Source organism: Arthrobacter mobilis (genome assembly GCF_012395835.1).
Classification (GTDB): Bacteria; Actinomycetota; Actinomycetes; order Actinomycetales; family Micrococcaceae; genus Crystallibacter; species Crystallibacter mobilis.
In genome coordinates, this window is the sequence record NZ_JAAZSQ010000021.1 from 15,047 (window position 1) to 27,357 (window position 12,311).

12 protein-coding genes and 1 pseudogene are annotated in these 12,311 nt (G+C 70.0%); 6 read left to right on the plus strand and 7 right to left on the minus strand.

The window, feature by feature from the left end; translation table 11 throughout:
- The gene (locus tag HGG74_RS17160; protein WP_168488348.1) at positions 1-1,464 is read left to right on the plus strand and encodes a sensor histidine kinase; all 1,464 of its coding nucleotides are present in this window, start codon (positions 1-3) and stop codon (positions 1,462-1,464) included.
- Between the two features lie 139 nt (positions 1,465-1,603).
- Positions 1,604-1,894: a WXG100 family type VII secretion target gene (locus HGG74_RS17165; RefSeq protein WP_168488350.1), complete on the plus strand. Its 291-nt coding sequence runs from the start codon at positions 1,604-1,606 to the stop codon at positions 1,892-1,894.
- 30 nt (positions 1,895-1,924) lie between these two features.
- Here the strand turns inward: HGG74_RS17165 and HGG74_RS17170 are convergent, their stop codons facing one another.
- A complete protein-coding gene (locus tag HGG74_RS17170; protein WP_168488352.1) occupies positions 1,925-2,899 on the minus strand; it encodes a ribonuclease HI family protein in 975 nt (324 codons plus the stop codon).
- Positions 2,900-2,951: 52 nt separating this feature from the next.
- On the opposite strand from HGG74_RS17170, the gene HGG74_RS17175 reads away from it, so the two are divergent.
- Complete coding sequence (locus HGG74_RS17175; RefSeq protein ID WP_168488353.1) at positions 2,952-3,920, plus strand: DUF4031 domain-containing protein; 969 nt, start codon at positions 2,952-2,954, stop codon at positions 3,918-3,920.
- Positions 3,921-3,992: 72 nt separating this feature from the next.
- On the opposite strand, the gene groL is transcribed toward HGG74_RS17175, so the two are convergent.
- On the minus strand, positions 3,993-5,621 hold the full coding sequence (gene groL, locus HGG74_RS17180; protein ID WP_168488354.1) for a chaperonin GroEL: 1,629 nt from the start codon (positions 5,619-5,621) through the stop codon (positions 3,993-3,995).
- A gap of 439 nt (positions 5,622-6,060) precedes the next feature.
- Here groL and HGG74_RS17185 point away from each other — a divergent pair, with 439 nt between their 5' ends.
- Complete coding sequence (locus HGG74_RS17185; RefSeq protein ID WP_168488355.1) at positions 6,061-6,687, plus strand: TM2 domain-containing protein; 627 nt, start codon at positions 6,061-6,063, stop codon at positions 6,685-6,687.
- Positions 6,688-6,811: 124 nt separating this feature from the next.
- Here HGG74_RS17185 and HGG74_RS17190 read toward each other — a convergent pair whose 3' ends face one another.
- From HGG74_RS17190 to HGG74_RS17200, 3 genes are all read right to left on the minus strand, one after another.
- On the minus strand, positions 6,812-7,018 hold the full coding sequence (locus tag HGG74_RS17190; protein ID WP_168488356.1) for a cold-shock protein: 207 nt from the start codon (positions 7,016-7,018) through the stop codon (positions 6,812-6,814).
- Positions 7,019-7,180: 162 nt separating this feature from the next.
- Positions 7,181-7,837 (minus strand): LytR C-terminal domain-containing protein, encoded by a 657-nt coding sequence (locus tag HGG74_RS17195; RefSeq protein WP_168488357.1) that lies wholly within the window; start codon positions 7,835-7,837, stop codon positions 7,181-7,183.
- Positions 7,838-7,955: 118 nt separating this feature from the next.
- Positions 7,956-8,264: a DUF3263 domain-containing protein gene (locus HGG74_RS17200; RefSeq protein WP_168488358.1), complete on the minus strand. Its 309-nt coding sequence runs from the start codon at positions 8,262-8,264 to the stop codon at positions 7,956-7,958.
- A 224-nt stretch (positions 8,265-8,488) separates the two neighbouring features.
- Here HGG74_RS17200 and HGG74_RS17205 point away from each other — a divergent pair, with 224 nt between their 5' ends.
- Entirely contained in the window at positions 8,489-9,247 is a 759-nt protein-coding gene (locus HGG74_RS17205; RefSeq protein ID WP_168488359.1) for a uracil-DNA glycosylase, read from the plus strand.
- A 76-nt stretch (positions 9,248-9,323) separates the two neighbouring features.
- Entirely contained in the window at positions 9,324-10,226 is a 903-nt protein-coding gene (locus HGG74_RS17210) for a siderophore-interacting protein (RefSeq protein ID WP_168488360.1), read from the plus strand.
- 16 nt (positions 10,227-10,242) lie between these two features.
- Here HGG74_RS17210 and HGG74_RS17215 read toward each other — a convergent pair whose 3' ends face one another.
- Positions 10,243-11,817, minus strand: a complete 1,575-nt coding sequence (locus HGG74_RS17215) for a threonine/serine exporter family protein (protein WP_376766153.1) — start codon at positions 11,815-11,817, stop codon at positions 10,243-10,245.
- A gap of 271 nt (positions 11,818-12,088) precedes the next feature.
- Positions 12,089-12,311: pseudogene (locus tag HGG74_RS21230) on the minus strand (isoprenylcysteine carboxyl methyltransferase); the annotation flags it as partial.

Sequence of the window (12,311 nt, forward strand, 5' to 3'; positions counted from 1 at the left end):
ATGCTTCAGGTCTGGCAGTCGGCCTCGCTGCGCACCCAGCTGGTCGCCATCATCTGCGTGCTGATGGTGGCCACCGTCGGCATGACCTCGCTGCTGACCATCACCCTGCTGCGGGACACCATGATCCAGCGGATGGATGATGACATCCGGAACAACGCCGAGAGCATGTCCACCATGCTCATCCGGGCCCAGACGGGTCTGGGCCCCTCCTCGACCCAGGCCGGCTTCTACGGGGTCCTGATGGATTCGGCCGGGAACATCCTGCGCCGGTCCCAGGTCGAGGACGGGGATCCGGACACTCCCGCCATCCAAGGCATGACCATCCAGCAGGTACTGGCCTCGCGGGGTGCTCCGTTCGATGTCCCCGGCACCAGCCCGGACAGCGACGGCTGGCGCGTGCGGGCGTTCGAGCTGCCCGGCGGCGGCGCCAGCGTCGCCGTGGCGCGGCCCTATGCACCGGTGAACAATACCGTGGAGGCGCTGGCGGCCCTGAGCCTGTCCATCGGGCTGATGTCCACGCTCGCCGCCTCCGTGATCGCCTGGGCCGCTGTCACCCGCGCCTTCCGGCCGCTGAGCAAGGTGGAGAAGACTGCCGCGGCCATTGCCGCCGGGGACCTGTCAAGGCGCGTGGAGGTGGCCAGCCCGGCCACCGAAATCGGCAGGCTGTCCCGCTCGCTCAATGCCATGCTGGCCCATATCGAGACGGCCTTCGCCGCCCGCAGCGCCTCGGAACAGCGGATGCGCCGCTTCGTGGCCGATGCCTCGCACGAACTGCGCACCCCGCTGGTCACCATCCGTGGCTTCTCCGAGCTGTACCGCCACGGCGCGCTGCAGAGCAGGGACGACATCGAGGCCGCCATGGGCCGGATCGAAGGCGAGGCCAAGCGCATGGGCCAGCTCGTGGAGGACCTGCTCACGCTGGCCAGGGCGGACGAGCAGCGGCCGATGGAATCCAAGCCCCTGGACCTGCTCGTGCTCGGCAACGACGCGGCCATGGACGCTAAGGCCAGCGCCCCGGACCGGCGGATCAGCGTGGTCGGGCTCGACGGCGGTGGACCGGTGTCCGCCCCGGTCGTCGGCGACGAGGCGCGACTGCGGCAGGTGATGGCCAATCTGGTGACCAATGCCCTGCGCTACACCCCGCCGGGTTCCCCCATCGAAATCGCCACCGGTGTGGTGTCGGTGATCGATGACCGCAAGGATTCGGTGATCGAGGTCCGCGACCACGGCCCGGGCATTTCGGGGGACGAGGCCGCGCGGGTGTTCGAGCGCTTCTACCGCGCCGATTCCTCCCGGCACCGGGAAACCGGCGGGACGGGACTGGGTCTGGCCATTGTCGCCGCCCTGGTGGCCCAGCATGACGGCACGGTCCGGCTGTACGAGACCGAGGGCGGTGGCGCGACCATGAGCATCCGCATCCCCTACCAGCCGCTGCCGGAACAGCAGCCCGCGCCGGCGGGCTGAGCAGTCCCTCTCCACAGGCACACCGCCGGCCGCGCGTGTCCCCAGGACCGGGCCTGCCGGTGCCGCCCGGCCATACCGGGCCCTAGCCTCGAAGCACCAGCCGGACACCTGCCGGCACCGACCACTTCGGAGGCACACCATGGCCGTTTTCCATGTCGACAGCGACGCCCTGCAGGCCAAGAGCATGGCCGTCCAAGGTACCATCGGGCGGCTGCAGGCGGAGGTGGGCACCATGCAGGCCGGCCTGGGCGAACTCGAATCGCTGTGGTCCGGCTCGGCAGCGGCCAATTTCCAGCAGCTGATCACCGACTGGCGGGTCACCCAGCTGAAGGTGGAGGAATCCCTGGCCAGCATCAATGCCGGCCTGGCCCAGGCTTCGGAACAGTATGCACAGGCCGAGGCCGCCAATGCCCGCATGTTCCTCGGCTGAGCTGTGCCGGGGCTGGTGGCTGCGCGGCGGCTATCCCCGTTCCGGGGTTCCCTGGTGGAAGCGCAGCCGCCAGCGTCCGGCGTCCCGCAGCCAGAGGGAGCTGCGCAGGGACGAGCCGGTCCGGCCGCGGCTGCGGTAGGTGAGCAGGATGCTCTCCTCGCCCAGGCGTTCGACGCCGAGCAGGTCCAGTTCGCTGTCTGCGGCCGGGTCCGGACGCAGGGCATTGATAATGTCCTCCCGCGTCCACATGCGTCCGCTTTCGCCGATCTCGGCGAATTCCGGGTGCAGCAGCACGGCCATCCGGCCAAAGTCCGTACGGGTTTCGGGCCGGAGCAGCTCCTCTTCCAGGGCCAGCACGAGGTGCTCGGGCCTGCCCTCGTCCACCGGCCGGTCAAGGTCCTCCAGCTCGGAGAACAGGTCGGGCTCGGCGGCACCGCCAGCTGCGGCGGCCGGTTCAGGACGGCGCGTTCCGGTGGCCGGTGCTGCCGGGACGGGCTCCTCGGCGGCGGTGTCCGCAGGCCGGGCCTCCGCGCCGGGCCGGTGGGTAAATCCCGGGCCGGTGGGAGCCGTGGTGCCCTGCTGGTACGCCACGGCGACGGCGCGGGCGCGCAGGTCCGCTGCCTCGTTCAGGTCGTGGCCGGTATGTCCGCGGACCCATTCGAACTCGTAGCTGCGGCCCTTGACCGCCTCGTCGATCTGCTGCAGCAGGTCCACGTTCAGCACCGGCCTGCCGTCCGCCTTGCGCCAGCCTTTGCGCTTCCAGCCCGGCATCCACTTGGTAATGCAGTTGATCACGTACTGGCTGTCGCACAGGATCCGCAGATGTTCCCCGGGCAGGTGCGCCGTGGACCGGAGCAGGTCCAGCACGGCCATCAGCTCGCCCTGGTTGTTGGTTCCGTGCGGCCAGCCGCCCGCGGCCCAGCAGTCGTCGTCGATGTACCAGGCCCAGCCGGCGGGGCCGGGATTGCCGAGCGCGGAACCGTCGGCGGCAGCAGTGATTGTCATGGAGTCCATCTTTTCAGATCGTCCGGAAGGGAACCGGACATAGGCTGGGGGTGTGGCAATACTCATCGATCCGCCGCGCTGGCCGGCCCATGGCACGCACTTCTCGCACCTGGTCTCCGACACCTCCCTGGCCGAGCTCCACGAGTTCGCGGCCTTGACCGGCATCCCGGAACGGGCCTTCGACCTCGACCATTACGATGTGCCGGCCCGGCGCTACCGGGAGCTGGTGGCCCGCGGGGCCGTCGAGGTGTCCGGCGGCGAACTCGTGCGCCGCCTCGTCGCCAGCGGGCTGCGGGTGCCGGCCCGCCGGCGCAGCAGCAAGCTGGCGACCGTGCTGGCGGACCATTGGGACCGGCTGCTGCCCGGCCGGCCGGAACCGGGACGGGAACTCGTCGAACGCTGGGGCGAGCCCCACCGCCACTACCATGGCCGCCCGCATCTGCTGGCCGTGCTCGAGGCGCTGCACACCCTGCTTGATGCCGGGGAAGATCCAGGGCCCGAGCCGGACGCTGTCTGGTTTGCCGCCTGGTTCCACGACGCCGTATACAACGGCGTACCCGGCCGGGACGAAGAAGACTCCGCCCGGCTGGCCGGGCAGCTGCTCGGGAACGCCGGACGCCCGCAGGGCGAAATCGACGAAACCGTGCGCCTGGTCCTGCTCACCTCCACCCACCGGCCCGCGGCCGGGGACCTGCCGGGGGCGCTGCTGTGCGATGCGGACCTGTCGGTCCTGGGCCGGGACCCCGGCGGGTACCGGGACTATGTGCAGGCGGTCCGGAAGGAATACGCCGGCGTGGACGATGGGCGCTTCGCGGCCGGCCGTGCCGCCGTCGTCCGCCGGCTGCTGGAACTGGATCCACTGTTCCGAACCGAAACGGCCCGCCGCCTCTGGCTCGCGCAGGCGCAGGAGAACCTCGCCGGCGAGCTGCTCTTCTGGCAGCGGCAGGCCGGCGGCGCGGCCCCGGCCCGGCTGGATTTCCGCGCAGTTGATTTCCGCATAGCGGATTTCGGCACCAGTTAACGCCGGAAGCACGGCCCCCGCGCGGGGACCGTGCTTCCGGGCTCAGGCGATCTGCGTGACCGGCCAGGAGGCTTAGAAGCCGCCCATGCCGCCCATGTCGTCGCCACCCGGCATGGCCGGAGCGGCCTTCTCGGGCTTGTCGGCCACAACGGCCTCGGTGGTCAGGAACAGACCGGCGATGGAAGCCGCGTTCTGCAGGGCAGAGCGGGTCACCTTGACCGGGTCGTTCACGCCGGCAGCCAGCAGGTCTTCGTACTCGCCGGAAGCAGCGTTCAGACCGTGGCCGGCGGGCAGGCCGCGGACCTTGTCCACCACCACGCCCGGCTCGAGGCCGGCGTTGAAGGCGATCTGCTTCAGCGGAGCATCGATGGCCACCTTGACGATGTTGGCACCGGTGGCCTCGTCACCCTGCAGGTTCAGGTTGGCGAAGGCCTTGGCACCGGCCTGGATCAGGGCAACGCCGCCACCGGCGACGATGCCTTCCTCGACGGCAGCCTTGGCGTTGCGCACGGCGTCCTCGATGCGGTGCTTGCGCTCCTTGAGCTCAACCTCGGTCGCGGCACCGGCCTTGATGACTGCCACGCCGCCGGCCAGCTTGGCCAGGCGCTCCTGCAGCTTCTCGCGGTCGTAGTCGGAATCGGAGTTCTCGATCTCGGCGCGGATCTGGTTGACGCGGCCTGCGATCTCCTCGGCGTCGCCGGCACCCTCGACGATGGTGGTCTCGTCCTTGGTGACGACAACCTTGCGGGCCTTGCCCAGCAGGTCCAGGGTCGCGTTCTCCAGCTTCAGGCCGACCTCTTCGGCGATGACCTGGCCGCCGGTCAGGATGGCGATGTCGGCCAGCTGGGCCTTGCGGCGGTCGCCGAAGCCCGGAGCCTTGACGGCGACGGACTTGAAGGTGCCGCGGATCTTGTTGACGACCAGGGTGGCCAGGGCCTCGCCCTCGACGTCTTCGGCGATGATCAGCAGCGGCTTGCCGGACTGCATGACCTTCTCCAGAACGGCAACCAGATCCTTCACGTTGGAGATCTTGGAGTTGACGATCAGGATGTACGGGTCCTCGAGGACGGTCTCCTGGCGCTCCGCGTCGGTGACGAAGTAGCCGGAGATGAAGCCCTTGTCGAAGCGCATGCCCTCGGTGAGCTCGAGCTCCAGGCCGAAGGTGTTGGACTCCTCGACGGTGATGACGCCTTCCTTGCCGACCTTGTCTAGGGCCTCGGAGATCAGCTGGCCGATCTGGGTGTCACCGGCGGAGATGGACGCGGTGGCGGCGATCTCTTCCTTGGTCTCGATTTCCTTGGCGGAGGCGAGCAGCTCGGCGGTGACGGCCTCGACAGCCTTCTCGATGCCGCGCTTCAGGCTCAGCGGGTCGGCGCCGGCGGCAACGTTGCGCAGGCCTTCCTTGACCAGGGCCTGGGCCAGCACGGTGGCGGTGGTGGTACCGTCGCCGGCGACGTCGTCGGTCTTCTTGGCAACTTCCTTGACGAGCTCGGCGCCGATCTTCTCGTACGGATCGTCCAGCTCGATTTCCTTGGCGATGGAGACACCGTCATTGGTGATCGTGGGGGCGCCCCACTTCTTCTCAAGCACCACGTTGCGGCCACGCGGGCCGAGGGTGACCTTTACGGCGTCGGCGAGGATGTTCAGTCCACGCTCAAGGCCACGGCGGGCCTCTTCATCAAAGCTAATGATCTTTGCCATAGCGGCTTAGGTCCCTTCTGGACAATAGACAGCGGGCGCAATGCTGGACGAATCCAGACTGCAGTGGCCATCTGCGGTGCCCGCGACGGACGGGCAGCGGCGGCGGCGGTCTCTTTACGCCGCACCCCTGCCCTCACCACAGTGGCCGGGTACTTCCCTCCTCCCGGCTTCCTGCCGGACCCCGTGCCTGGTCCAGGCGGAGGCTTAGCAGTCGACCGGTAAGAGTGCTAAGTCAATAATTAGCACTCACCGGGGGAGAGTGCAACCAGCAGGCGCATCCGCCGCAGCAGCCGGGGCCGGCATCCGGCGAGGACCGGCCAGGCGCCGGCCAGGATTCCCCGACTGCCGAATCAGGGCAGTCCCCCATGGTGCCCGCCCCGGCCGGGCCGTAGATTGATTCAAGGGAGCAAACCCCCGCCACCACACCAAGGAGCCAGCAATGTCCGAACATCCGGACGCCACGAACCCGGGCAGGGACAGGCCTTCGCCGGCGCACCCAACCGAGCCGGTGCCGGCGGCGCCGCCGAACCCCACCCTGCCGCTGTCCAATGCCGGCAGGGATGCCGCCGGCGCGGGCCGGACGGCAGTACCGGGACAGGATCCAGGACCGGCACCGGGACAGTCACAACCTGGCCCGGAGCGGCAGGCCGGGCAGCAGCCGCCGTACGCCCAGCCCTATGGGGAGCAGGGCCGGCACGGGGCCCAGAACCCGTACATCCCGCCGGCCGGGCCGGGCAGCGCATATCCGCAGTACCCGCAGCAGCCCTACGGGGAGCAGGGCCGGCACCCCGCCCCCTACGGCGCACCGGGGCAGCCCTACTACAACGTGGCCGGCTACGTGGAGCAGAAATCGCGGCTGGTCGGCGGGCTGCTCGGCATCCTGCTGGGCGGACTGGGCATCCACCGGTTCTACCTGGGCTACACCGCCGTCGGCATCGTGCAGATCGTGGTGACGTTCCTGACCTTCGGGCTGGGCGCCGTCTGGGGATTCATCGAAGGGATCATGATCCTTGTCGGGGCCGAGCCGTTCCGCCGCGATGCGCGCGGCGTCCCGCTGAAGGAATAAGCGCGCAGGGACCACTCGGCAGGAACAAACCGGCCAGGCAGAGCAGCCCTGGAACAAAAAAGCAGCCTCCCCGCGGAACGCGGGGAGGCTGCGGACGCTGCAGGGTGCGGCACGGCACAGGCTTTCAGGAAGCGATGCGCACTTCCTCGGCCTGCGGGCCCTTCTGGCCCTCGCCGATCTCGAATTCCACCCGCTGGCCCTCTTCGAGGGCGCGGTAGCCCTCCATCATAATGGCGGACCAGTGGACGAAGACGTCCGAGTCCGCGCCGTCGACGGTGATAAAGCCGTAGCCCTTCTCCGCATTGAACCATTTAACCGTGCCGTGCGCCATGCTTCCCCCATAAATCGGTGTTTCCAGCCCTGCCGGCCGGCTCCAGCCGGCAGGAATGGTCACACTCTATCCGCGGCGGCAACCAATGGACCCGCGGCCGGGACGAATGTTACTAAGCCGTAATCCGCCCCGGGCGGGCGCAGGCGGCACCGGCTGCGGCGCCTACTGGAAGCCGGGGCCGAGCACTACCGTCAGGGCCTCGGAGATCTCTCCCTGCGCGGTCTGGCGCACATCCCCGATGCTCAGCAGCGCGGCGAGTTCCTGGGCATTGGCCTGCTGCCCGGGGTTGTAGAAAATGACCGAATTCGCCAAGGCCGCACCGGTCCAGTTGTCCACCCCGGCGACCTGCCATCCGTCAGCCGACACCGTGGCCGAAACGCCGGATCCCAGACCGGTGACGCCGGTACCGTTCAGCACCAGCACCGGATCCGACTTATCCGCCCCGGCGGCCTCCACGGACTCGTCCTCGCCGGCGGTCTTGGTGGGTGTGGGCTCCGGTTCCCCGGACGGCTCCTCGGAGGGTTCTTCGGACGGTTCCTCGTCAGGCCCGGTTTCCGTTGCGGCCGGTGTGGCCGCGGCGGAGCTGCTGGAGGCGGCGGTGGTCGGCTCGGTGGCCGCCACCGGGGCCGCGGAGCCGCCCATGCCCAGCAGGGGCAGTACGGCGAAGGACAGTACGCCCACGGCCAGGGCCAGTCCCGCTGCGAGAATGATCAGGCCCAGGCCGCCGGCCTTCGGGGCCGCCATCTTGGCCCGGTGGACGCCCTGGCGGTCGGAGGATTCCGGAACCTGGTCAAACTCGTCGCGGGGGTATTTGGACATCGGGGAATGTATTCCTTAGCTGTTCGCGGTCGAAGGCGCCGCAGGCCAGGACCGCACGGACGGGACTGAAGGGATGGAACTAAAGGGACAGGACCAAAGGGACGGCAGGCAGCGAAGCCTAGGTATCCGTGCCCAGCCGGCGGGCGGTGCGCGTGCGCTGGCGGGAGGTGCGGAGCCGGCGGAGCCGCTTGACCAGGATCGGATCGTGCGCCAGGGCGTCCTCGGTGTCGATCAGCGCGTTGAGGATCTGGTAGTACTGCGTGGCGGACATGTCGAACAGTTCGCGGATGGCCTGTTCCTTGGCGCCGGCGTACTTCCACCACTGCCGTTCCAGCGCGAGTATCTTCTGGTCGCGCTCGCTCAGCTTGCTGGAGGAGTCCAGTTCCGCATCAAGGGCGAATTTGCGCGCTTCCGCGGATCCTGCCACGAGCCACCGTCTCTTCCGTCTGCTTGCCTGCTGTGTCCGGTTTCCAGCCGCTGCCGGCCGGCCGGCCCGCCGCCCTGTGCCGGACGGCCTGCCGGGAAACCGCCCTTCCAATGGTAGTTGGCCGCAGGAGGCGTTGTCATTTGCGCCGGTCGGAACGGAGTGTTGCCGGCGCAGCCCCGGCACCGGGGCTGTTGCCGGTGCGGATTTCGGTCAAGATAGTGGGTATGGACTACGACGACGGCGCGCTCTTTCCACTGCCGGCCCCTCCGCCGGGCCCGGACCAGAAGGGTCCGTTCCCCTTCGCCGCCCATGCCCCGCTGGCCGATGTGATGGACCCCGAATGGGCCGACGCGCTCGCCCCGGCCGAATCCCTGCTCTGGGAGATCGAGGCCTTTCTGGCTGCCGAGCGGGCGGCAGGCAAGCAGATCCTGCCCGCCCCGGACAACATCCTGCGCGCCTTCCGCCGGCCGCTGTCGGCAGTGAAGGTGCTCATGGTGGGACAGGACCCTTACCCCACCCCGGGGCACCCGATCGGCCTGGCCTTCGCCGTCGAGCGGCACGTGCGGCCGCTGCCGCGCAGCCTGGCCAATATCTACCGCGAACTGCAGATGGACCTGGGCATTACCCCGCCGCAGCACGGGGACCTGTCGGCCTGGGCCGACCAGGGCGTGCTGCTGCTCAACCGGGTCCTGACCGTGGAGGCCGGCCGGTCCGGCTCGCACCGCAACAAAGGCTGGGAGCCGGTCACCGAACTGGCGGTGCGCGCCCTGGCCCAGCGCGGCGGTCCGCTGGTGGCACTGCTCTGGGGCCGGGACGCCCAGCAGGTCGCCCCGCTGCTCGGGGACGTGCCGCGGATCGAATCCGTGCATCCGAGCCCGCTCTCGGCCAGCCGCGGGTTCTTCGGCTCGAAGCCGTTCAGCCGGGCCAACGAACTGCTGAAGCAGCAGGGCGCCGAACCGGTGGACTGGCGGCTGCCCCGCTGAGCCCGGGCGGGGGAAGCAGGACCTAAGGTTAGGCTAGGCTAAGGAAAAGCGTCCCCGACGGCAGGAGCCCAGGTCCATGATCCCGCAGCGCACCGACCAGCCTTCCCCGCAGCCCGAAGCGCCGGCCCGTCCGCGCAAGCCCCAGACCAACCTGCAGGTGCTGCGCACCGAGCGGCTCTCGGGGCACATGGTGCGGGTCGTGGCCGGCGGTCCGGAATTCGGCGCCTTCGCCGACAGGTTCGCTGCCAAGGATGCCACGGACCAGTACGTAAAGATCTGGTTTGTCGATCCGTCGCTCGGGGTGCAGCTGCCGGTGGACGCCGCAGCCCTGAAGGATGACCTGCTTGCCCAGGGCCGGACGGAGCAGCTGCCGACCACCCGGACCTACACCGTGCGCCGGGTGGACCGGGCGGCCGGGGAAGTGGCCATCGACTTCGTGGTGCACGGGGACGAGGGCCTGGCCGGACCGTGGGCCGCCGGGGCGCAGCCGGGAGACTGGCTCATGTTCACCGGCCCCGGCGGGGCCTACGCCCCGGACCCGGCGGCGGACTGGCACCTGTTGGCCGGCGACGACTCGGCCCTGCCGGCCATCGCCGCCGCCATCGAGGCCCTGGCCCCGGACGCCGCCGGCCATGCCTTCCTCGAGGTGGATTCGGCCGCGGATGTGCTTCAGCTGGACGCTCCGGCGAACCTGGCGGTGCACTGGCTCTTCCGCGAAGGCGCCCCGGCCGGCACCACCACGCTGCTGCATGACGCAGTGGCCGGGCTGGACTGGCCCCGCGGCCAGGTCCAGGCCTTCGTCCACGGCGAGCGGGAAATGGTCAAGTCACTGCGCGACGTGCTGTTCAAGCAGCACGGGTTGGCCCGCCGGCAGGTCTCGATCTCCGGCTACTGGGCCTACGGCCGGGCCGAAGACACCTTCCAGGCCGAGAAGCGCACCGAAATCGGCAAGATCATCCCGGACGACTACCCCGTCTGAAAGCGGGGAGCGAGGCTCAGCGGCGCCGGTTGCGCCGGCCCTCGTTCGAGCCCCAGCCGCGGGTCAGCGGCCGCGCGAGGTGGTCGCCCAGCACCGCCCCGCCGGCCATCGCCAGGATCACGGTCAGGGCACTGAAGAGCACGAACATGCCGGTGATCGGATCGCCCGGCGGGACGGTCAGCGTGTACATCGAGCGGAAGATGGCGAACCCTGGCAGCAGGAAGAGCAGCGCCGGCACCGCCACGACCAGCTGCGGCGAGCCCAGCTTCAGCGCCACCAGCCGGGCGGCAAAGCCAATGAAGACCGCCGCCACCGCCGGGCTGAGCCGGTCCCCCAGGCCGCCGGCCTGCACCAGCGCGTACACGGCGAACCCGAGCAGCGCCACCAGCGCCGTCGGGACGATCATCGCCGGCCGGGTCTGCTCGGTCACGCACACCAGCGCCGTCGCCAGCATCGCCAGCAGCGCCTGGACCACCACCGGGTAGCCGCCCGCGCCGGCCTCGAGCACATCAGGTACCCGGATGCCGGCCAGCGAACCGGCGACCAGGCCGACTGAGATGCCCGCCACCAGCGCCCCGAAGGTCAGGAACGCCGAGAGGAACCTGCCGGCCGCGGTGACCGGGAAGCCGTTGATGGCATCCTGCACGGCCGAGACCAGCCGCCCGGTGGGCAGCAGCATGATGATGCCGCCGGCCACCACGATGGCCGGACTAAGCGGGACCTGCAGCTGCCAGAAGGCCAGTGCCAGGAAGGTCACGATGCAGGAGCCGGCCGCCGTCGTGAAGAAGTCGGGGATCCGCCACCTGCCCAGCGTGCGGGAGGCCAGCTCCACCAGCAGGCTGGCGGCCACGGCCACGGCCGAGGCGGCGAAGCTGCCGCCGATGAAGGCGACGATGGTACCCGCGAAGACGGCGCTGGCCAGACTGGCCACCCAGCGCGGATACGGCTTGGGCTGGCGGGTGATTTCGTCTATCCGCCGCCGTGCCTCGGCACGGTCTGCGTGCCCGCGGACGATGTCGGTCACCAGCTGGTGGACCTGGGACAGGCCGGCGTAGTTGTTGGTCCAGGACCTCACCACGCGCATGACCGTCAGGGGCACGGCGTCGGGCTTGGCATAGTTGATCACCACCGACTGGTTGGTGATGTCCACTTCCACGTTGCGCAGGCCGAAGGCGGCGGTCACCGCGATGATGCTGGTCTCGGCCTCCAGGGCGCCGGCGCCGTAGCGGAACATCGCCTCGGCCAGGTCCAGGGCCAGGTCCAGGGTCTGCCGGGCGGAGGCGTCCACACCGCCGGCCTGGATCATCGGATTGGCATACGGGCTGCCGGCCAACCGGTCCACGATGGTCATCGGCGCCGTGGGCGGAGCCTCGCTCTGCACCAGCTTGCGCAGCATCCGGCGGGCGGCGGCGTTGTGGCGGGGCGGGGTCCGCGGCACCCGCAGCGGGACGGTGCCGGCGGGGACCGGCTTGGTCTGCTTGGGCACGGGCTTGCGGTTCTGGCGCGGCGGCTGCGGAGCCACGACCGGCAGCAGGCCCGCCGTGGGGGGCAGCTGCGGTTCGGCGTTCCGGCTGCCGTTGTTCTCCTCCACTGCGCCTCCGCTCTGGTCGTGGGCTGGACGCCCCTGCCCGCATCCCGGCCCCATGGACGAACCGGATTTAATCGTCCCATACCGGCCGCGCCGGATATGCCGGACGTGCTGCGTCTCACCCCGCACGCCACGGCGTCAGCCGCGGGATCCAGCCGGGTACGTTCCGCCGGTACTGCTCGTACTCGCTGCCGAAGGTGCGTGCCAGCTTCGGCTCCTCGTACAGCCTGACGAACACGGTGACCGGGACGAACAGGAACGCGGCCAGGGCCAGCTAGATCGGGTTGCGCACATGGCGGTAGGGGCCGGTGACCACGAGGTGTTTCGTCGGGGCCACCGGCACCGGAGTGCCGATGCCTTCGACGGCGAACCGGACGAAGGAGTCGGCGACGACGGCGGCTCCGGCAGCGGTGAGCAGCGCACCGGCGGCCCGGGCCGGCAGACCGCCGGGCACCGGCCGGTGCACCTGCCAGCGGGTGAGCGCCCACGGGATCAGG

Coding starts and splice junctions, on each gene's coding strand:
- HGG74_RS17185 (WP_168488355.1), top strand. CDS start 6,061: ATGTCCGAACATCCGGACGCCACGAACCCGGGCAGGGACAGGCCTTCG.
- HGG74_RS17205 (WP_168488359.1), top strand. CDS start 8,489: ATGGACTACGACGACGGCGCGCTCTTTCCACTGCCGGCCCCTCCGCCG.
- HGG74_RS17165 (WP_168488350.1), top strand. CDS start 1,604: ATGGCCGTTTTCCATGTCGACAGCGACGCCCTGCAGGCCAAGAGCATG.
- groL (WP_168488354.1), bottom strand. CDS start 5,621: ATGGCAAAGATCATTAGCTTTGATGAAGAGGCCCGCCGTGGCCTTGAG.
- HGG74_RS17195 (WP_168488357.1), bottom strand. CDS start 7,837: ATGTCCAAATACCCCCGCGACGAGTTTGACCAGGTTCCGGAATCCTCC.
- HGG74_RS17190 (WP_168488356.1), bottom strand. CDS start 7,018: ATGGCGCACGGCACGGTTAAATGGTTCAATGCGGAGAAGGGCTACGGC.
- HGG74_RS17210 (WP_168488360.1), top strand. CDS start 9,324: ATGATCCCGCAGCGCACCGACCAGCCTTCCCCGCAGCCCGAAGCGCCG.
- HGG74_RS17160 (WP_168488348.1), top strand. CDS start 1: ATGCTTCAGGTCTGGCAGTCGGCCTCGCTGCGCACCCAGCTGGTCGCC.
- HGG74_RS17170 (WP_168488352.1), bottom strand. CDS start 2,899: ATGACAATCACTGCTGCCGCCGACGGTTCCGCGCTCGGCAATCCCGGC.